This window comes from Rhizobium phaseoli (genome assembly GCF_003985125.1).
Lineage (GTDB): Bacteria > Pseudomonadota > Alphaproteobacteria > Rhizobiales > Rhizobiaceae > Rhizobium > Rhizobium phaseoli.
Genome location: NZ_ML133573.1, coordinates 104,670 through 123,757 on the forward strand (window position 1 = coordinate 104,670; position 19,088 = coordinate 123,757).

Here is a 19,088-nt window from a genome sequence, read left to right on the forward strand (position 1 = left end):
GCCTGCGGGCAGGAGATTCCCCGGAGAAATCAGGTGCGCAAAGCCCCGTCGTTCGACAGCCGTTATGAAGCCGCAAGCGGCTTCGCCGAAAAGATCGCGGCCGATGGAGCCTATTGCACAGCCTGCATCCGTGCCTTTGACAGCGATGAAAAACATTCGGCCGATGAGGTTTTCCTCGAGCAGAATGGGCGCTTTCACGACCATATTGCAGATGGCGCCGCGCTGGACGCTCTGCTGGCCGAGCTCGTCTTCTCCCTCGACCGGCTGACGGCGGAAGTGTCGGCAGATCTCGACAGTTTCCGGGGATTGACGATGCGCGAAAAAATGGCCGGCTGGACGTCGCGCCAGCGGATGTGGCGGATGTATACCGAGCGTGTGCGCGAGGCGCCCGTCATCGAGCGGCTGCTCGACCTTTTGGTGAAATCGGACGCGCTTGCGAGGCTGATCACCAAACAGCGCGCTGCGCTCATCGAACGCCACAAGTCGGCCGAACACAATCTTGTCAGCATCGTCGAGCACCGCCGCCGGCTGGTGGATTCTATCGATATCGCCCGTCTCAGGATGAAGGAGCTCAACGCCAAGGCGCTGACGACGCAGGGTCGCATCGGCGTCTACGGCAACAGGGCGCATTGGGAGCAGATGGAGGCGGAGCGGCGGGCGCTGAAGGCGGAGGCCGAGCGCATCTCCGCCGAGGAGCTCGAGATGCGCGACGACAGCCAGCGGCGGGAGCGCTTCATCAGCCTGTTTCAGGCCTTCGTCGATGCGACGAACAGCCAGATCGCCGCCCGCAACGTGCTTTTGTACAAGCTGATGATCGATGTCGAGGAGCGGCTGATCATCTATCAGGCGCAGGTCGATACCGATCGGCCGGGCATGAAAGCCAGGATCAAGCCGGAGTTCTTTCCCGATATTGCCGCGCCGATCAGCCTGTTCGAGAAGGGCATGCTCGTCGCCCAGGATCTGGAGCGGCGCAAGGGCCGCGCCGCTCTCGAAGTCGCCAGACGGCTTCCCGCCTATGCCGAACCGTCGCCCGAAGCACCAGGGGCGCCGTTGATCGATACGGCCCGCCGGCCCTTCCGCATCAGCCTGCCTTTTCTGCGTTCCTGAGCCCGAGGCGCGTCTGCGCTGCTTTCATTCGGAAAAATCGAGGGGCTTGTGTTGTGCTCGGCCCATCGAGCGCATATGTGGATGCAATGGGGCGGCAATCTTCCGATGCTCGCCTTGCCTGACAGGAGACGACGATGCTTGACCGGATCGCCGGTTTTTTCAGGCTGATCGGCCGGACGATCGGTCGCTGGGCCCGCCTGTTTTTCGCCTGGGCCTTCTGGCCCTTCCTTGCTGCGCATGGCTGGTATCAGCGCCGGAGTTGGATGATCCGGCTGCCTATTATCGCGCTCGTGGCGCTCTTCGTCGTGCTCTACGGCTATTTCTTCTGGCAGACGCAGGTCTGGACGAATTTCAACACCGCCTTCGTCGACCAGTATCGACTTTCCGAACGCAAGGTTCCCGCCGGGCAGGAACTGCCCGTTGCCGAGGGGGTAAGTGCTGGGACTGCCAAGACCTGCCAGCGCTCGGCCATCGTCGACGTCACGGCGGATCTCACCGATTTCAACGTCAATCAGAATGCATGGATCTCCTCCATGCTGCTCTACAAGATGGGCTTCTTCGGCATCGACTGGGATCACACGCCCTTCCTCGACAACAAGGCGTCGTTCCAGCGCGGCATCAACCAGGCAGTCCGTCGAACCTCGGCGGAGCTCGTCGATACGCTCGGGCGCGTGCGTGGCACGTCGGGCATCAACAATGATCTGCAGAGCGCGCGCGGCAATCTGCAGTTCGACGAACATAGCTGGTATTTCGGGCTCAACCCTTTCGGGCCAAAGACGCCGACGCCCTCTTATTATCGCTCGGCGATCGGCAGCCTGCGCAAGTTCAACACCGATCTTTCCGCCTGCAATGTCATTTTCGATGGCCGCGCCGACAATCTCATGCAGTTCATCGACCGCGTCGCCAACGATCTCGGCGGCACCTCCGACATGCTTGCCGAGCGCTCGGAAAACCACAATCGCGGCTGGTTCGATACGCGCGCCGACGACCGGTTCTGGTTCGCTTACGGTCAGCTCTACGCCTATTACGCTATTCTTGCCGCTGCACAGTCGGATTTCTCGCAGGTGGTGCAGGAGCGCAATCTCGGCGCAGTCTGGGGCGGCACGATGCGGCAATTCCAGGCGGCACTGCGCATCCAGCCGGCGATCATCTCGAACGGGCGCGAGGATGGCTGGATCATGCCGAGCCATCTCGCCACCATGGGCTTCTATATTTTGAGGGTGCGCTCGAACCTCGTCGAGATCCGTTCGGTGCTCGATCGTTAGGCGGACAGAAGCCTGAGACGGCGATAGGCGCCGAGCATCTGGACGATTTCCGCATCGGTGAGGCCAATATGGGCGCAGGACTGCACGATCCTGTCGACGACGGGCTGACTCGCGTCTGATCGGTCAGTTGATCAACTTCAATCGAATTGCTTTGGCGACCAATTGGGTACGGTTGACGCAATCGAGCTTTTTGATCGCGTTCGTCATGTAGGCATTCACCGTATGGTCCGACAGCGTCAGGATCTGACCGATTTCGATCGAGGTTTTGCCCTGTGCGGTCCAGCGCACGACTTCGAGTTCACGCGCCGACAGCGCATTATGGGCGCTTTCTTCGTTCCGTCTGACGGTATTATATGCGTCGAGGGCGTGGAGGATGATGATCGCCAACTCGTTGACCTCGCTCTGGCCGAGTGCGGCGCGCTCGCCGCAGAACCAGAAAACCAGGCGGCGGCCGTCGACTGCAATGGTCGGCATGGCGACGCCCGCCGGTATCGCATGGTGCAGCATCAGGGCGCGCAGTTCGGCGGGAAAAGCCTGACCATTGACGACATCGTTAAGGTGCCAGGAGAGCGGCACTGCCGACTCCCTCAGCCGCAAGCCGAAAGGGCAGCCGCGCATCATATTGGCGCGGTCGAAGTCGCGGACATAGGCCGCGGGAAGCGAGCTTTCGATCAGCAGCGGTTTCAGCAGGAGGTCTTCCGGGGACGGCGCGTGCATCAGCGTCGCATGCGCCAGTCCGAAGGCCGTGGCCACCCTGCCGAGCGCCTGGGCAAAAAGGCCACGCGTCCCTGCAACGGCAAGCTCCGCCGAAAGCAACGACTGTCTTTCAGAGGTGGTCATGTAAGACATTTGTACGCCTCCGGCAGCCCCAATGTTAACGCTATCAAATACAGAAATGCCGGCGGATGCTAGTCCGAATTGACTGAACGCAACCCGATTGGTTCGAATTGTGAAAAAATAGTCACAACTGCGCGCGTCTCGGTTGAGCAGAGGCCTAAGCAAGTAGCGCTGTGGTATTTTTGACTTCTCCTGATACGGGGCAGCTGTGGATATCTTCGACGCAAGATAGGAAGAGAATCATGGGGAAAGAGCCTGGGCGGCGAGGGACGCCGAAATCCGCCTTGCTGCCGTTTAACGCAGTTGCTAAGTCTATTATGATATATAACCGGGGCGGTTTGATCGTGCGCTTTGCGAATAGCTTTCGTCTGAAGTCTCTGTTTTTTCTGCCGTTACTTGCTTTTCTTCTTTTGAATTTGCCGATTGGAACCGCAACTTCGCAGGCCGCCGAGCAACCGAAGCAGGCTGCGCAGCCGCCCATGCGCTTCGTCATCGTCCGCAGCTTTCTCTGCCAGGAAAACTGTCCGGAATGGATATCGGCGGAGGGACGAATAACCTCCGACACGCCGGCTCGGCTGAAGAAAATTCTCAAGGCGGCGGGCGGACGAAAACTGCCGGTCGTCTTCCGTTCGGAGGGCGGCGATGTCGATGCCGCCTATGCCATCGGCCGGATGATTCGCAAGGCTGGATTGGAAACGGCGGTCGGCGGCACGCGGCTCAAGGGTTGCCCAACGGCTGATCCGCGCTGCGACGCTGCTATCGCCAAGGACGGCAGCTCGATCGGTTACACCTATTCGGCCGGTGCATACTGCTTTTCCGCCTGTCCGCTGGCCTTTGCCGGCGGCACTTCGCGCGTCGCATCGCAATGGGCGTTCATCGGCGTGCATCAGATCACGACGATCTATAACAGGATGCGCATTTCCTACCGCATCGAATACAAGATCGTGAACGGCAAGAAGAAGGAAATCTCTCGCAAAGAGGTCGGGCGCAAGGTGGCGGGGCAGACCAGTTCCACGAAGCTCGGAAAGAAGAGCATCGCTGCCTTGACGACCTATTTGAAGGAAATGGGCGTTGACGACGACGTGATCGATCACATGATGAGCGCCACACCCGATAGCATCAAGATCGTACCACCCGCGGAAGCACTGCGTATCAGACTGATGACGGATATGCTGGCTTACAACGAATGGCCCGGCATGCCGCATTGCGCGCCGGATGCGCCGGCCGAGGCTGTCTGCCATGGCCATCCGCCAGCCGAGGCGCCGGCGGCCGCCCCCTCGGGCGGCTAAGCCTTGTCCTTCAGGTCATTCTTCGACGTCACGCTCATCAGCTTCTCCAGGAAACCGAGCATGACGGCGGAGGCGACGAAGGCGAGATGCATGAGCGTCAGCCACATGATCTTGCCATCGGCATATTTGTCGGCGTTGAGGAAGACCTGCAGCAGGTGGATCGAGGAGATGGCGACGATCGAGGAGGCGACCTTGATCTTCAGGCTGCCGGAATCGAGCTTGCCGAGAAAGGAGACCTCGTTGTCGGCCTCGCCTGCTTCATCGAAGCGGCTGACGAAATTCTCGTAGCCGGAGATCATCACCATGACGATCAGGCTGGCGACGAGAGCTGCGTCGATCAGTCCGAGCATGGCAAGAATCATCTCCGCCTCATCGAGGTCGAAGACGCCGGAGGCGATCTTCAGGAATTTATAGCCGAAGGAAACCGCATAGACGGCAAGCGCCAGCACCAAACCGATATAGAAGACGACGAGCAGCCAACGGCTCGACAGGATGACGCGCTCGATGATGAGTTCCAGAGACTTCATATTTTCACCCTGTGGACGGCAACGTTGACCGCCACATAAACGCCCAGCGTGGCAGCCGCAAGGCGCGGCGCTATTCACACCCTGCCGATATTTCGTTATCCCGATGAAGAGGAAATGTCGGCTCCGCCAGCGCGGAGCTCGGGAGGGGAGCATCCATGCCGTCGATCAAATCCGATATCGAAATCGCGCGCGCGGCGGCCAAGAAGCCGATCTTCGAGATCGGGGCGAAACTCGGCATACCGGTCGAGCAACTCGCGCCTTACGGTCACGACAAGGCCAAGGTCAGCGCCGAGTTCATCGCGGCACAGGCGGGCAGGAAAGATGGTAAGCTGATCCTCGTCACGGCGATCAACCCGACGCCGGCGGGCGAGGGCAAGACGACCACGACGGTTGGGCTCGGCGACGGTCTGAACCGGATCGGCAAGAAGGCCATCATCTGCATACGCGAGGCTTCTCTCGGTCCCTGCTTCGGCGTCAAGGGCGGAGCGGCCGGCGGCGGTTATGCGCAGGTCGTGCCGATGGAAGACATCAACCTGCATTTCACCGGCGATTTCCATGCCATCACCTCGGCGCACAATCTCTTGGCGGCGATGATCGACAACCACATCTATTGGGGCAACGAAGAGAACATCGACATTCGCCGCATTGCCTGGCGGCGGGTCATGGACATGAACGACCGGGCGCTGAGGAGCATGGTCTCCTCGCTCGGCGGCGTCGCCAACGGCTTCCCGCGCCAAGGCGGATTCGACATCACCGTCGCCTCCGAGGTGATGGCGATCCTCTGCCTCGCCACCGATCTCAAGGATCTCGAGCGGCGGCTCGGCGACATCATCGTCGGCTATCGCTTCGACAAGACGCCGGTGCATGCGCGCGATCTGAAGGCCGATGGCGCCATGGCGGTGCTGCTCAAGGATGCGATGCAGCCGAACCTCGTGCAGACGCTGGAGAACAATCCCGCCTTCGTGCATGGCGGTCCCTTCGCCAATATTGCCCATGGCTGCAATTCGGTGACGGCGACGAAGACGGCGCTGAAGCTCGGTGATTATGTCGTAACAGAAGCAGGTTTCGGGGCGGATCTCGGCGCCGAGAAATTTTTCGACATCAAATGCCGCAAGGCCGGGCTGAGACCGGATGCGGCGGTCATCGTCGCGACCGTCAGGGCGCTGAAGATGAATGGCGGGGTGAAGAAGGAGGATCTCGGCACGGAGGATGTCGCGGCACTGAAGAAGGGCTGCGCCAATCTTGGTCGGCACGTCGCCAATGTGCGCCGTTTCGGCGTGCCCGTGGTCGTCGCGATCAACCATTTCGTCTCCGATACCGAAGCCGAGATCGCGGCGGTGAAGGAATTTGTTTCCCGGCTCGGCGCCGAAGCGATCCTCTGCCAGCACTGGGCGAAAGGTTCGGCCGGCATCGAGGAATTGGCGCACAAGGTGGTGGAACTGGCCGAATCCGGCCAGGCGAAATTCCACCCGCTCTATGGCGACGATCTTTCGCTGTTCGAGAAGATCGAAATCATTGCCTCGAAGATCTACCATGCCGGCGAGGTGACGGCCGACAAGGCGGTGCGCGACCAGTTGCAGAGCTGGGAGGAGCAGGGCTACGGCAAGCTGCCGGTCTGCATGGCGAAGACGCAATATTCCTTCTCCACCGATCCGAACCTGCGCGGTGCGCCCGAAGGCCATATCGTCTCGGTGCGGGAGGTGCGGCTTTCGGCCGGCGCCGGCTTCGTCGTCGCCATTACCGGCGAGATCATGACGATGCCCGGCCTGCCGAAATCACCCTCGGCGGAGCGGATTTTTCTGAACGACCAGGGCTATATCGAGGGGTTGTTCTGATCTGGTGAGTGTTTTCCAAAACGCTCGACCAGACGCCGCTCCCGGCGCTTTTCAAAGTCTGGGTCGATAAACAGCCAGATGAAAAGGCTTTGCAGCATGCCGAGGAACAGAATTCCGATGGCAAAGCCCCAATGGAGTTCACCGGTAAAGATAAAGCCGACAGCGACGATCAGGAGAACCGCGATAATGTTCGCTACGATTTTCATTTGCTGCCGATCCGCTTCACCCTGTTGTAGCTTCGATTTGGGTATTTCCCTGCACGATTCAAGCGAGGAACGCAGCCACAGAATGATCAATGGCAGTAACGATAGCCGCCCTTCCTCTCGATCACGTCGAGATGGAAATGGGTTTCGTGGGCGGCGTCGCTTTCCGGGTCGAGCACGGTGGTGAAATAGAGGCAGCCGGCGGCGCTGACGGTGCGTTGGAAGGCGCCGGTCAGCGTCGAGTCCTCGCGACGGGAGCGGACTGCGACGTCTTCGCCTTTCTCGAAATGGAAGCTTGCGATGTCGATGGCATTGCCGCGCGCATGTTCGGAGATTTTGCCGGTTTCGGCGCCGTTGCGCAGGCGGCACATATAGGACGTTGCCTGGTTGACGGTGATGATGCGGCCCTGTTCCGACAGGGCGGCGGAGGCGGCCGGGACGACGCTTTCCTTCATCCAGCGGGCCAAGGCGAGTGCGGTCGGGCAGCGGATCGTCGCTTCCGGCTTCAGCTTGATTCCGGGAAGCGCTTCGGAAACGATGATCGGCTTGTCGATGCCGCAGCCGTTGCCGTCGTCGATGCGTGGCGTTTCCTTGAAGAGGACGCCGAGCGCCTGCAGTGCTGCCGTGCATTCGGCGTGTTCGGCATCGCTTTCTGGTTCGATCGTCAGATGCTGCTCTTCAAGCGTCTGCTCGGCGGGCGGCTTTTCTTCTTCAGGTGTCTGCGGGCTTTTTAACCCGGCCGGCGGCAGCGGCGGGCCTTGCATCGGCTCAGTCGGCGCGGGCTTTGAAGGTTCGGACTTTCCTGGTTCGCTTTGGGGCGCCGGCGGCCGGTCCTGTGCCGGTGCTTCCGGCTCCTTCGCATCGGGCTTCGGCTGGGGCGCGGGTACATCTTCCGGTGCAGGCGGTTCGGCCTTATCAGGCAGCGGTGCAGGGCTGGTTGTCTCTGCGGGCTCCGGCTTAGCCCGAGGCAATGGGCCGTGCAGCGGCAGACGAGCGCCGGCAAGAATGGCGGTTGCGGCGAGAAGGATCGCCAGTATCGAAAGTTTTCTCAACGCATCCGGTTCCGTCATGTCGATAGCGGAGGGAATAACGCATCATGGCGGTTTTCGTTGCATTTTCGCAACGCTTCGAGGGATCGCTAAAACTCGATTGATCTATTCAAGATAAATCGTCGCTTTATGTTGACAATTATAGTCATGTTTTTTATGCGGCGAATAGGAGGCGGAATTCTGCTTCGCCTTCATCCGCAAAAGCCCAGCCAGCCCCTCGAGCGTTCGACGCCACGACCAGCCAGCCCGGTAATCATCATGAGAGGGTAGGTTATGATCGTCCGGCATTGGCGCTCGGTTCTATTGGTCTGCACGGCAGTTGCAGCTGTTCTTCCTATTTCGCAGTCTTTGGCGCAAAGCGCTCCGGCGGCCACGCCGCAGGCGACCGCCGACGACAGCACCGTCCTGCAGAAGATCGTCGTGAAGGGCAAACGCGTGGCGCCGGGCAGCGTCGCCGACACGCCGCTGGCGAGCGAGGTCACCGCCAAGCAGTTGCAAGAGAAGCAGGTGACCAATTATAGCGACATCGGCCGCAGGGTCGATGCAGGCGTGAACTACTCGCGCGCCGATGCGGGCTTCAACCTGCGCGGCCTTTCCGGCGCACGCATCCTGACCACCATCGACGGCATTCCGATTCCTTATATTTCCAACAGCTCGCGTCAGGGTGCTTTTGCGCCGGCCAACGCCAATGGCGGCGGCGACACTTCCGATTTCGACTCACTCTCCTCGCTCGACATCGTGCGCGGCGCGGATTCGAGCAAGGGCGGTTCGGGCATGCTCGGCGGCGCCATCGTTCTCAATACGCTGGAGCCGGAAGATCTGGTCCCTGAGGGTCGTGACTGGGGCGCGATCGTCAAGTCGACCTATGACAGCGAAGACCGCAGCCTCTCCGGCTCGGCCGCCGCTGCCAAGCAGATCGGCGGCACCTCGATCCTGTTCCAGGGCGGCTACCGCAAGGGTCACGAACGCGACAATATGGGCGATAACGACAGCTACGGTGCTCTTCGCACCGAAGCGAATCCGGCTGATTTCGACCAGAACAACCTGCTCTTCAAACTGCGCCAGGAGCTGGAAGGCGGTCATCGCATCGGCTTGACGGCGGAACGCTTCCGCCGCGACCTGGAAACCGACCTGCGCCACCTTCAGGGCGGCACCAGCCCGCGCAACTTCATGATCGACAATTATGACGGTCGCGAGCGGCGTGACCGCGACCGCGTATCGCTCGATTATGATTATGAAGCGCAGTCTTCCGACGCGTTCTTCAGCAGTGCGCGCGCCACGCTTTATTGGCTGGATTTGAAGAAGGAAGCCGGCAGCGGGGGCCGTACGACCGCGAATGTTGCGTATGGCCGCAACAACCAGATCGAAAACGAAACCTGGGGCTTCAGCGGCACTGCGACGAAGGATTTCGAATATTCCGGTCTCGATCACTCCGTTCGCATAGGCCTCGATGTCGGCTTCTCTCGCTGGAGCCAATATAGCTGGGCTCTGTGCCCCACGTCGACGACTTGCCCGTCGCTGAACAACCAGGCGGAAGTGCCCAATGTCGACAGCCAGACCCTTGGGCTTATCATCGAAGACAAGATCGAGATCGGCAATACCGGCTTCGCGCTGACGCCCGGCTTCCGCTTCGACTGGTTCAACTACGATCCCTCGAGCGGCGGCGGTTTTGCCAACAATACTGGCCTTACCCGTTTCGGCGATCTTCGCGACCGGACGGAAGCCGCCATGTCGCCGAAGATCCTTGCGACATACGACCTGACGCCTGATGTAGAGCTCTATATGCAGCTGGCGGTCGGCTTCCGTGCGCCCACCGTCGACGAGCTTTACAGCCGCTTCTACAACCCCACTGGCCGCTACGCCCAGCTCGGCAATCCTGATCTGGAACCGGAAATCGGCCGCGGCATCGAAGTCGGCGCCAATATTGACACGGGCGATGTCACCGGAAGGATCGCGCTTTTCCACACCCGCTACCAGAACTTCATCGAAACGGTGACGAGCGTCGACGCGACCGGTTTCACGGAGTTCAATTACACGAACGTGGCGGCGGCGACGATCTCGGGTATTGAAGCCAGCGCCGTCAAGACGTTCAACAACGGCGTCAATCTGCATGCTTCGCTTGCCTATGCCTATGGCAGGAATGAAGAGACCACGCAGCGGCTGCGCTCGGTGGCGCCGTTCAAGGCGATCATCGGTGGTGGCTGGAGCAACGAGACCTTCGGCTTCGACCTTTCCTCGACGCTTTCGGCCGGCATGCTGACCGACCACCTCAATACACCGATCACCAATACCGCCGACACGACCTTCGATGCGCCCGGTTATACGATCGTCGACCTGACCGGCTGGTGGACGCCGGAACAGCTGCCAGGCCTGCGCGTTCAAGCGGGCGTCTACAACATCTTCGACCAGGAATATTTCAACGCGCTCGCGGTGCGCGATGTCAATCTCAACTCGGCGACGGCGTCGCAGCCGCGCGACTGGTATTCAGAGCCTGGCCGCACATTGAAGGTCTCGCTCACCAAGACCTTCTGATTGTCGGCACACCGTCAAGGCTGGGGAGGGGGCGGCGTTCGGGGCCCCCTTTTTCATTCGTGCGATCGCCTCTTGCGCGGCGGCTGATCTCAGGCTAACAATTTTTCCATGATCAAGTCCTTGAACATTGCTGTTTGGTGGTGGGCTCGCTGAGGCGGCCTCGACCAATCGTGTCCAAAGACGACGACGAGTGAGCCGCCCGAAACTTCGAGGCGGCTTTTTTGTTTTATCGCCGCCTGTCGTCCGGGCCCCGATAACGGAGTGGAACTATGGTAACGATCCTGCGGGATGATGGTGCGGAAATCTACGAGACCAAGGGCGGGATATCAGTCACGCGGCAGCGGCGGGCGATCCCCTACAGCGACGCGGTTTCTTCCTATGTCGACAAGCTCGACGAGCGCCGCGGCGCGGTGTTCTCGTCGAACTACGAATATCCGGGCCGCTATACGCGCTGGGATACCGCCGTCGTCGATCCGCCGCTCGGCATCTCTTCTTTCGGGCGCGACGTCTGGATCGAAGCCTATAACGAGCGCGGCGAAGTGCTCCTCGGTTTCGTCACCGAGCGGCTGCAGACAGTGCCCGACCTTGTGCTCGGCGCTTCCTCCGTCCGCCGGCTCGACCTTTCCGTCAAGGCGCCGGACCGGGTGTTCACCGAAGAAGAGCGCTCGAAGATGCCGACGGTCTTCACCGTGCTGCGCGCCGTCACCGACCTCTTCTATTCGCAGGCGGACGCAAGCCTCGGGCTCTACGGCGCCTTCGGCTACGACATCGCCTTCCAGTTCGACGCGATCGATCTGAAGCTGAAGCGGCCCTCCGACCAGCGCGACATGGTGCTCTACCTGCCGGACGAGATCCTGGTCGTCGACAATTACGCCGCCAAAGCCTGGATCGACCGCTACGATTTCGAGAAAGGCGGCGTGACGACCGAGGGCAAGGCCGAGCAGATCGCCCCGGAGCCTTTCCAGCACACGGATGCCATTCCGCCGAAGAGCGACCATCGACCGGGCGAATATGCTGAGCTCGTCGTCAAGGCGAAGGAAAGCTTCCGCAAGGGTGATCTCTTCGAGGTCGTGCCCGGGCAGAAATTCATGGAGCGCTGCGAAAGCAAGCCTTCCGATATCTCGAAGCGGCTGAAGGCGATCAATCCGTCGCCCTATTCCTTCTTCATCAATCTCGGCAATCAGGAATATCTGGTCGGCGCCTCGCCCGAAATGTTCGTGCGCGTCTCCGGCCGGCGCATCGAGACCTGCCCGATCTCGGGCACGATCAAACGCGGCGACGATCCGATTGCCGACAGCGAACAGATCCTGAAGCTTTTGAATTCGAAGAAGGACGAATCCGAGCTGACCATGTGCTCGGACGTCGACCGCAACGATAAGAGCCGTGTGTGCGAACCGGGCTCGGTCAAGGTGATCGGCCGCCGGCAGATCGAGATGTATTCGCGTCTCATCCACACGGTCGACCATATCGAGGGGCGGCTGCGCGACGACATGGACGCCTTTGACGGTTTCCTCAGCCACGCCTGGGCGGTGACGGTCACCGGCGCGCCAAAGCTGTGGGCGATGCGCTTCATCGAGAGCCATGAAAAGAGCCCGCGCGCATGGTATGGTGGAGCGATCGGCATGGTCGGCTTCAATGGCGACATGAATACCGGCCTGACGCTGCGCACCGTGCGCATCAAAGACGGCATCGCCGAAGTGCGCGCTGGTGCGACACTGCTCAACGATTCCGACCCGCACGAAGAAGAAGCCGAAACCGAATTGAAGGCCTCTGCCATGCTTTCCGCCATCCGAGACGCCAAGACCGGCAATTCCGGCAAGATCCAGCGCGACGTCGCGAGCGTCGGCAAGGGCGTCAGCATCCTGCTCATCGACCATGAGGACAGCTTCGTCCACACGCTCGCCAATTATTTCCGCCAGACGGGGGCCACGGTTTCGACCGTGCGCACGCCGGTGCCGGAGGAGCTTTTCGACCGTCTGAATCCGGATCTCGTTGTCTTGTCGCCCGGGCCGGGCACGCCCAAGGATTTCGACTGCAAGGCGACGATCAAAAAGGCGCGCGCGCGCAATCTGCCGATCTTCGGCGTCTGCCTCGGCCTTCAGGCAATCGCCGAAGCCTATGGCGGGGAACTGCGCCATCTGGCGCTGCCGATGCACGGCAAGCCCTCGCGCATCCGTGTGCTGGAGCCGGGCATCGTCTTCTCCGGCCTCGCCAGGGAGGTGACGGTCGGCCGCTACCACTCGATCTTCGCCGATCCCTCGACGCTGCCGGCCGAGTTTATCATCACGGCAGAGAGTGAGGACGGCACGATTATGGGCATCGAGCACGCCAAGGAGCCGATCGCGGCGGTGCAGTTCCACCCGGAATCGATCATGACGCTCGGCGGTGATGCCGGCATGCGGATGATCGAGAATGTCGTCGCGCATCTGGCGCGCAAGGTGAAGACCAAGGCTGCCTGACAGCAGTTGCCCCTGGCCCTTCCTGCTTGCGGGAGGGGCGGGGCGGGCATTCCAACGGCAGAGCCTGGTTGACTTTATCGGACAAATCAGAACATTTCCGGAACGATCAACCGGGAATTATCGCCGTGGCCAATGCCGAGAAGTTCATCGTCCTTCCTTACCGCAAGAACCGCGGCAATCTCGTGCCGGGCGAAATGCGGCAGGCGTCGAATGCCGTCAGCGCGGAAAAGATCGCCTCGGCGATGGCTGAGCGTTTCGTCGGCGTCGCGGCCTATGCCGTCATCGTCGACGAGGAGACCGGCGACATGACCTCGCCGCGATTGCTCGCACGATATGGTGAGATTGCTGATCTCAACGCTGCCTGAGGCGCTATTTTCTGATGGAGACCTCACTCTACCTGCCGGTCAAAGCGTTTCTGGAAGCGGCGGGTTATGTGGTCAAGGGGGAGGTCGGCGGATGCGATCTCGTGGGTTTAAGCGACAGTGAGCCGCCTGTTGTGGTGATCTGCGAACTCAAGCTTTCCTTCAATCTCGAACTTCTGCTCCAGGCGGTCGACCGGGCGTCGATGAGCGACGAAGTCTGGATCGCGGCGCGCGTTTCGGCGAAGGGGCGCGGGCGGGAAGCCGATAAACGCTACCGCGACCTCTGCCGGCGGCTTGGCATCGGCATGCTCGGCGTCTCCGACGGCGGCGAGGTCAGCGTCATCGTCAGTTCCGTCTCGCCGATGCCGCGCACCAATCCGAAGCGGCGCACGCGCCTCGTCAGGGAGCACCAGCGCCGCCGCGGCGATCCTGCCGTCGGCGGCGGCTCACGTGCGCCGATCATGACGGCCTATCGACAACAGGCGCTGCTCTGCGCGGCGGCGCTCGACCAGGGCGTAGCGCGGCCGCGGGATATGAAGGCGCTTACGCCCAATGCAGGCCGGATCCTGCTCGACAATGTCTATGGATGGTTCGAGCGCAAGGAGAAGGGCGTCTACGCGCTGACGCCGGCCGGGCAGGCCGCGCTCCTGCGCTGGCCGCAGCCTGTCGCCGATCCCGCTCCGGATTCCCTATAGTTTGCCGCCACTGCTTTTCCGTGGCGGGCGGCAGCTGTGAACGACGCGTCATTCTCTTTGACAAATCCGGCATCATCGCCCATATCACCCTCAACCCCACCGCCTGCGCGATATTCGCGCGGGCGGTTTTGCATTTCAATGGCTTGGATCCTGCAATTCATTCGCAACCGCAGGAGGACGATATGAGCGACCACGGCGATCTTACGGTTCGGAATCTGGCGATGTGGGGGATCCCGCTGTCGCTCGGCGTCATGGGCTTGAAGATGGTGGCCTGGTGGGTCACCGGATCGGTGGCGCTGCTGTCGGACGGGCTTGAATCGACGGTGAATGTCGTTGCCGCCTTCATTGCCTTCTTCGTTATCCGCTATGCGCAGAAGCCCGCCGATCACGACCATCCCTTCGGCCATCACAAGGCGGAATATCTATCCGCCGTCACCGAGGGCGCGTTGATCGTGGTCGCGGCGCTGTTGATCGTCAACGAGGCGATCGGTTATCTCGCCGAACCGCGCATGCTCGATGCGCCCGTACTTGGCCTGGCGATCAATTTCGCGGCCGGCGTCATCAATGCGGTCTGGGCACGGCTGTTGATCCGGACAGGGCGCAAATATCGATCGGCAGCACTGGCTGCGGACGGGCAGCATATCATGTCCGACGTGGTGACCTCGGTCGGCGTGCTCATCGGCCTGCTGCTGGCGCTTGCCACCGGTTATGCGATCTTCGACCCGGTGCTTGCCATCCTCGTTGCCGTCAACATCCTATATCAGGGCTGGAAGGTGATCTCGCAATCGATCGGCGGTCTGATGGACCAGGCCGTCACCCCGCAGGAAGAAGAAGCGATCAAGCAGGCGATCGCCACCCATGCGGCAGGCTCGATCGGTGTGCATGATCTGAAGACCAGGCGGGCGGGCACCGTCACTTTCATCGATTTTCACATGGTGGTGCCGGGGACTATGTCCGTGCGGCAGGCGCATGATATATGCGACCGCCTTGAGGATGCCATCAGGACCGTGCATGAGGGCGCCAAAATAGCCATTCATGTGGAGCCGGAGGGCGAAAAGGCCCATGGCATCCGCGTCAAAGTCGTCAAGGAGGCATGATGCCGAATACCGATGTTTCCAGCCTGTCGATGCTGGGCCAGCAGACCGAAACCGCCAATTCACCGGAGGAGGCGGTGCTTGAAAAAGTGCCGTCCAACCATGCTGGCACCGATTATGTCGTGCGTTTCACCGCGCCGGAATTCACCTCCCTCTGCCCGATGACCGGACAGCCCGATTTTGCCCATATCGTCATCGATTACATTCCGAGCGAATGGCTGGTGGAATCGAAGTCGCTGAAGCTGTTCCTGCATTCGTTCCGCAATCACGGCGCCTTTCACGAAGACTGCTCGATCTATATCGCCAAGCGCATTGTCGAACTGCTCGATCCCAAGTGGCTCAGGATCGGCGCCTACTGGTATCCGCGCGGCGGCATTCCGATCGACGTCTTCTGGCAGACCGGCAAGCCGCCGGAAGGCGTGTGGCTGCCGGAGCAGGGCGTTGCTACCTATCGCGGACGTGGGTGAGCCACGGTGCCGCCAAAGGCGGCAGCAATCAATCCAGTGGATCGATTGCAGTGGCGAACGCCCGGAGCTTAAGCGAAGGGCCGGGATACGGTGCGGCAATCGAATACCAATTGCCGCACATTCCTTACCTGTTGAAGCTCACACATCCGTAACGTCGCCGGACGAGTCATCGCTGTAATCGTCGCCATCATCGTAATCGGCCTGCTGCAGATTGTCATCATTGCTATCGTCGGCGGCATTGTCGGACGCCTGGCGGGTGTCGTCATTGCCGAAATAATTGTTGATGACCGTTTCCTCGGTGGGCGCGCTGGCGTTGCCGAAGGGATTGGCGCCGAAGGGCGAGCCCCATCCGAGCGAGGACATGTGGTTGCCGAAGATGCCGCTCAGCGAATTGGCAAGCAGCATGCCGCCGGCAACGCCCGCTGCCGTACCGAGCGCGCCGCGCAGGAAGCTGCCGCCTGCCGATGGTGCATAGGCCTGCTGGCTCCAGGGGCCGGTCGGCTGTTGCGGCATCTGGCGAGCGCTGCTGTCGTAGCCGCGGGGTTCGTCATAGGTGCGGGAGGGCTGGCCCCAGGGACCGGGATTGGCAGGGCTGGAGGGAACCGGAGCGGGCTGCTGCGTCTGGGTGTTGCCGAAGATCGAGCTCAGGAAGCCGCCGCCCTGTTCGGCCTGACGGTGTTCACTGCTGCCGGCTTCCAGCTGGCGGACGTGTTCCTCGAGTTCCTTGATATGATTGGCGGCCGCCTCCAGCCCTTTTTCCTGAACGATCACGGCTTGAGCCAGATAATAGGTGGCGGAGGGCTGTTGCCGCGTTGCCTGGTCGATCAGGGCCTCGGCCTCGCTGTCGCGCGGCGTGGCCGCGGCGGTGCGTACGCGGTCGAACAGGGCGGTCAGCAATTGGCGTTCTTCGGGTGACATGTCTTGTCTCCTGTTATTTCGGACGGCATTGCCGCGTGAGGGTGAGGTAGGAAGCGATTCAGGCTTTTCAAAGCCTTTCACCGTTACATTTCAGTAAGGCTTGCGGAACGGCGCGCGGCTTCTTAAGGATATCTCCACCGCTTCGGTGCCTTGTGTTTTTCCCGCATTGTTTTAGGCATTGAGTCGCACTATGTGCGAGGAACCCGAATTCATCTCCGAGAGGTTCGAATGAACGACGAAGAACAGGACGACAAGACGAAGGAACTGCCGCTCGGCAAGGAAACGGAGGCGAATCTTTTCAAGTCGCGTTCGATCTTCATCTATGGACCGATCAATCAGGAACTGGCGCAGAAGGTCTGCTCGCAGCTCGTGGCGCTTGCTGCAGCCAGCGACGACGACATCCGCATCTATGTCAATTCGCCCGGCGGCCATGTCGAGTCCGGCGATTCCATCCATGACATGGTCAAGTTCATCAAGCCGAAGGTGTGGATGATCGGCACGGGCTGGGTTGCCTCGGCCGGCGCGCTGATCTATGTCGCCGCTCCGAAAGAGCAGCGCCTCTGCCTGCCGAACACGCGCTTCCTGCTGCACCAACCGTCGGGCGGCACGCGTGGCATGGCATCCGACATCGAGATCCAGGCACGCGAGATCATCAAGATGAACGAGCGCCTGAACAAGATCATGGCGGCGGCCACCGGCCAGCCGCTCGACAAGATCGCCAAGGACACGGACCGCGACTACTGGCTTTCTGCCGAAGAAGCGAAGGATTATGGCCTCGTCTCGCGGATCGTCACGTCGCAGGCCGACATCTGAGCTTTCCGAACCGGATCTGTTAAGAGCCGCCCTTGCCTGTGATCGCAGGCGAGGGCGGTTTGTTTTTCGGGCAAGGCAGGACTGGCGGCCCTTGAAGAGATAGGGGCTGGACGGAAAGGGCCGAATCCGGGCTTGCGCGTGGCGCAACCATCATGCTCCATGCGCCATTCCCGCAGCTCGCGAGTCCGCCATGCTCAAAGATTTTTCCGTCCAGGCCCTGTTCATGGGCCTGCTCACCGCTTTCGTCGGTTCGGCCAGCTCCTTCGCCGTCGTGCTGCATGGATTGCGGGCCGTCGGCGCGACAGAGGTTCAGGCGGCCTCGGGGCTGATGGCACTGTCGATCTCCATGGGTGTCTGCGCGATCGTGCTCAGCGCCGCGACGCGGTTGCCGATCAGCATTGCCTGGTCGACGCCGGGTGCGGCCTTGCTGGCAAGTACCGGGCCGGTCGAGGGCGGTTTCAATGCCGCGGTCGGGGCATTCCTGGTCTGCGCCGTGCTGATCGTCATCGCCGGCCTGTTCAAGCCGCTTGGCCGCGCCGTCGCCGCCATTCCTGCGCCGCTGGCCAATGCGATGCTGTCCGGCGTGCTGATCGGCCTTTGCTTTGCACCGGTGAAGGCAATCGGCTTCAATCCGCTGTTCGGCCTGCCGATCGTTCTCGCCTGGATCGTCGTCGGCGCCTTCAAGCGGCTCTGGGCGGTGCCGGCGGCACTCGCAGCCTTCGTGTTGGTGCTGGCGTTCGGTGTCGATATTCCAGACGGTGCACTCGGTTCGCTGCAGCAGTCATTGGTGCCGACGGCGGAATTCGTCCGGCCGGTGTTCAGCCTCGCCGCTTTCATCTCGATCGCGCTGCCGCTCTTCATCGTTACGATGGCCTCGCAGAATATTCCCGGCATCGCGGTTCTGAAGGTCAATCACTACGATCCGAGGCCCGGTCCGCTCTTTGCCGTCACTGGCTTCTTCTCGCTGCTGTCGGCGCCGTTCGGCGGTCATGCCGTCAATCTGGCGGCGATCACCGCAGCCATGTGCGCCGGGCAGGATGCCCATGCCGATCCGAAGCGACGTTATTGGGCGTCGCTGATCGCCGGCGTTGGTTACATCGTCCTCGGGTTGCTCGCCGGTGCGGTGACGGCCTTCGTCGCCTTGGCGCCTCCCGTTCTGATCGAGGCGGTGGCGGGGCTGGCGCTGGTCGGTGCGTTCTCGTCCTCGGCAATGTCGGCCTTTCAGGCGCCCGAATCGCGCGAGGCGGCGGCGATCACCTTTCTCGTCACGGCATCCGGCGTCTCCTTCGGCGGCATCTCAGGCGCCTTCTGGGGATTGATCGCGGGCGGGCTGATGCTCGCCCTGTCGCGACTGGTGAAGATGTCAAAAGATCGAGCTCAGCAGAGGTAGAGGAAACCTGGCGAGCCGCGAGGGCTTGCCAGTTTCGCTGGCCAAGGTTATAAGCGCGGCCATGAAGACCTCTGGCGCCAAGATTTCCGACACGATTGCACGCGGCCGCATCGCCCTGCGTGACGTCTCGCGCGCCCTGACCTCGCTTCTTCTCCTCGGCCTTACGCGCGGTTGCCGGGTCCTTTGAGGAGCGCCCGGCGGCCGAAAGCCCGCCTGGCAATCGCTCCTCGCGACTCATTTTCAAAA

The 19,088-nt window shown here is 61.4% G+C and carries 17 protein-coding genes and 1 pseudogene; 14 read left to right on the forward strand and 4 right to left on the reverse strand.

Going from position 1 to position 19,088, the window contains the following annotated elements; all coding sequences use genetic code 11:
- Positions 1 to 33 precede the first annotated feature (33 nt).
- Both EFD56_RS17005 and EFD56_RS17010 read left to right on the forward strand, forming a co-directional pair.
- Positions 34 to 1,107 carry a hypothetical protein gene (locus tag EFD56_RS17005; protein WP_037140594.1) on the forward strand — a complete coding sequence of 358 codons (1,074 nt, stop codon included), beginning with the start codon at positions 34 to 36 and terminating at the stop codon, positions 1,105 to 1,107.
- A gap of 134 nt (positions 1,108 to 1,241) precedes the next feature.
- Entirely contained in the window at positions 1,242 to 2,372 is a 1,131-nt protein-coding gene (locus EFD56_RS17010) for a DUF2333 family protein (RefSeq protein WP_037140592.1), read from the forward strand.
- Positions 2,373 to 2,495: 123 nt separating this feature from the next.
- On the opposite strand, the gene EFD56_RS17020 is transcribed toward EFD56_RS17010, so the two are convergent.
- Positions 2,496 to 3,221, reverse strand: coding sequence for a helix-turn-helix transcriptional regulator (locus EFD56_RS17020; RefSeq protein ID WP_126905878.1), 726 nt, complete (start codon positions 3,219 to 3,221; stop codon positions 2,496 to 2,498).
- Between the two features lie 332 nt (positions 3,222 to 3,553).
- Here EFD56_RS17020 and EFD56_RS17025 point away from each other — a divergent pair.
- A pseudogene (locus EFD56_RS17025) lies at positions 3,554 to 4,483 on the forward strand (COG3904 family protein); the annotation flags it as partial.
- Positions 4,484 to 4,494: 11 nt separating this feature from the next.
- Here the strand turns inward: EFD56_RS17025 and EFD56_RS17030 are convergent.
- Positions 4,495 to 5,025, reverse strand: coding sequence for a TIGR00645 family protein (locus EFD56_RS17030; protein ID WP_004671586.1), 531 nt, complete (start codon positions 5,023 to 5,025; stop codon positions 4,495 to 4,497).
- Between the two features lie 155 nt (positions 5,026 to 5,180).
- Between EFD56_RS17030 and EFD56_RS17035 the strand changes: the two genes are divergently transcribed.
- Complete coding sequence (locus EFD56_RS17035) at positions 5,181 to 6,860, forward strand: formate--tetrahydrofolate ligase (RefSeq protein ID WP_085742982.1); 1,680 nt, start codon at positions 5,181 to 5,183, stop codon at positions 6,858 to 6,860.
- 8 nt (positions 6,861 to 6,868) lie between these two features.
- Positions 6,869 to 7,096 (forward strand): hypothetical protein, encoded by a 228-nt coding sequence (locus tag EFD56_RS32940; protein ID WP_184332579.1) that lies wholly within the window; start codon positions 6,869 to 6,871, stop codon positions 7,094 to 7,096.
- 56 nt (positions 7,097 to 7,152) lie between these two features.
- Here the strand turns inward: EFD56_RS32940 and EFD56_RS17045 are convergent, their stop codons facing one another.
- Positions 7,153 to 7,827: an extensin-like domain-containing protein gene (locus EFD56_RS17045; protein WP_225881594.1), complete on the reverse strand. Its 675-nt coding sequence runs from the start codon at positions 7,825 to 7,827 to the stop codon at positions 7,153 to 7,155.
- Between the two features lie 558 nt (positions 7,828 to 8,385).
- Here EFD56_RS17045 and EFD56_RS17050 point away from each other — a divergent pair.
- From EFD56_RS17050 to queF, 6 genes are all read left to right on the forward strand, one after another.
- Positions 8,386 to 10,644 carry a TonB-dependent hemoglobin/transferrin/lactoferrin family receptor gene (locus EFD56_RS17050; RefSeq protein WP_085742980.1) on the forward strand — a complete coding sequence of 753 codons (2,259 nt, stop codon included), beginning with the start codon at positions 8,386 to 8,388 and terminating at the stop codon, positions 10,642 to 10,644.
- A 269-nt stretch (positions 10,645 to 10,913) separates the two neighbouring features.
- Positions 10,914 to 13,103, forward strand: coding sequence for an anthranilate synthase (locus tag EFD56_RS17055; protein WP_037140579.1), 2,190 nt, complete (start codon positions 10,914 to 10,916; stop codon positions 13,101 to 13,103).
- Positions 13,104 to 13,228: 125 nt separating this feature from the next.
- Positions 13,229 to 13,468, forward strand: coding sequence for a hypothetical protein (locus EFD56_RS17060; RefSeq protein ID WP_010008830.1), 240 nt, complete (start codon positions 13,229 to 13,231; stop codon positions 13,466 to 13,468).
- A gap of 14 nt (positions 13,469 to 13,482) precedes the next feature.
- Positions 13,483 to 14,160: a DUF2161 domain-containing phosphodiesterase gene (locus EFD56_RS17065; protein WP_085742979.1), complete on the forward strand. Its 678-nt coding sequence runs from the start codon at positions 13,483 to 13,485 to the stop codon at positions 14,158 to 14,160.
- Positions 14,161 to 14,342: 182 nt separating this feature from the next.
- Complete coding sequence (gene emfA / locus EFD56_RS17070; RefSeq protein ID WP_004671573.1) at positions 14,343 to 15,257, forward strand: CDF family cation efflux transporter EmfA; 915 nt, start codon at positions 14,343 to 14,345, stop codon at positions 15,255 to 15,257.
- Positions 15,257 to 15,721, forward strand: a complete 465-nt coding sequence (queF, locus tag EFD56_RS17075) for a preQ(1) synthase (protein ID WP_004671571.1) — start codon at positions 15,257 to 15,259, stop codon at positions 15,719 to 15,721. Before emfA ends, queF begins: the two co-directional genes overlap by 1 nt.
- A 138-nt stretch (positions 15,722 to 15,859) precedes the next feature.
- Here the strand turns inward: queF and EFD56_RS17080 are convergent, their stop codons facing one another.
- Complete coding sequence (locus EFD56_RS17080; protein WP_085742978.1) at positions 15,860 to 16,639, reverse strand: DUF2076 domain-containing protein; 780 nt, start codon at positions 16,637 to 16,639, stop codon at positions 15,860 to 15,862.
- Between the two features lie 228 nt (positions 16,640 to 16,867).
- Here EFD56_RS17080 and EFD56_RS17085 point away from each other — a divergent pair, with 228 nt between their 5' ends.
- The 3 genes from EFD56_RS17085 to EFD56_RS33465 all read left to right on the forward strand — a co-directional run bounded on the left by EFD56_RS17085 (position 16,868) and on the right by EFD56_RS33465 (position 19,029).
- Positions 16,868 to 17,452 carry an ATP-dependent Clp protease proteolytic subunit gene (locus EFD56_RS17085; protein ID WP_004671567.1) on the forward strand — a complete coding sequence of 195 codons (585 nt, stop codon included), beginning with the start codon at positions 16,868 to 16,870 and terminating at the stop codon, positions 17,450 to 17,452.
- Positions 17,453 to 17,642: 190 nt separating this feature from the next.
- A complete protein-coding gene (locus EFD56_RS17090) occupies positions 17,643 to 18,842 on the forward strand; it encodes a benzoate/H(+) symporter BenE family transporter (protein WP_085742977.1) in 1,200 nt (399 codons plus the stop codon).
- 61 nt (positions 18,843 to 18,903) lie between these two features.
- On the forward strand, positions 18,904 to 19,029 hold the full coding sequence (locus EFD56_RS33465; RefSeq protein ID WP_010020128.1) for a hypothetical protein: 126 nt from the start codon (positions 18,904 to 18,906) through the stop codon (positions 19,027 to 19,029).
- Positions 19,030 to 19,088 lie beyond the last annotated feature (59 nt).

Excerpts from the sequence above, each read along its gene's own strand:
- EFD56_RS17085 (WP_004671567.1), top strand. The coding sequence starts at position 16,868 with ATGAACGACGAAGAACAGGACGACAAGACGAAGGAACTGCCGCTCGGC.
- EFD56_RS17055 (WP_037140579.1), top strand. The coding sequence starts at position 10,914 with ATGGTAACGATCCTGCGGGATGATGGTGCGGAAATCTACGAGACCAAG.
- EFD56_RS17030 (WP_004671586.1), bottom strand. The coding sequence starts at position 5,025 with ATGAAGTCTCTGGAACTCATCATCGAGCGCGTCATCCTGTCGAGCCGT.
- EFD56_RS17010 (WP_037140592.1), top strand. The coding sequence starts at position 1,242 with ATGCTTGACCGGATCGCCGGTTTTTTCAGGCTGATCGGCCGGACGATC.
- EFD56_RS33465 (WP_010020128.1), top strand. The coding sequence starts at position 18,904 with ATGAAGACCTCTGGCGCCAAGATTTCCGACACGATTGCACGCGGCCGC.
- EFD56_RS17050 (WP_085742980.1), top strand. The coding sequence starts at position 8,386 with ATGATCGTCCGGCATTGGCGCTCGGTTCTATTGGTCTGCACGGCAGTT.
- EFD56_RS17090 (WP_085742977.1), top strand. The coding sequence starts at position 17,643 with ATGCTCAAAGATTTTTCCGTCCAGGCCCTGTTCATGGGCCTGCTCACC.
- emfA (WP_004671573.1), top strand. The coding sequence starts at position 14,343 with ATGAGCGACCACGGCGATCTTACGGTTCGGAATCTGGCGATGTGGGGG.
- EFD56_RS17080 (WP_085742978.1), bottom strand. The coding sequence starts at position 16,639 with ATGTCACCCGAAGAACGCCAATTGCTGACCGCCCTGTTCGACCGCGTA.
- EFD56_RS17035 (WP_085742982.1), top strand. The coding sequence starts at position 5,181 with ATGCCGTCGATCAAATCCGATATCGAAATCGCGCGCGCGGCGGCCAAG.
- EFD56_RS17045 (WP_225881594.1), bottom strand. The coding sequence starts at position 7,827 with ATGCAAGGCCCGCCGCTGCCGCCGGCCGGGTTAAAAAGCCCGCAGACA.
- EFD56_RS17065 (WP_085742979.1), top strand. The coding sequence starts at position 13,483 with ATGGAGACCTCACTCTACCTGCCGGTCAAAGCGTTTCTGGAAGCGGCG.
- queF (WP_004671571.1), top strand. The coding sequence starts at position 15,257 with ATGCCGAATACCGATGTTTCCAGCCTGTCGATGCTGGGCCAGCAGACC.
- EFD56_RS17020 (WP_126905878.1), bottom strand. The coding sequence starts at position 3,221 with ATGTCTTACATGACCACCTCTGAAAGACAGTCGTTGCTTTCGGCGGAG.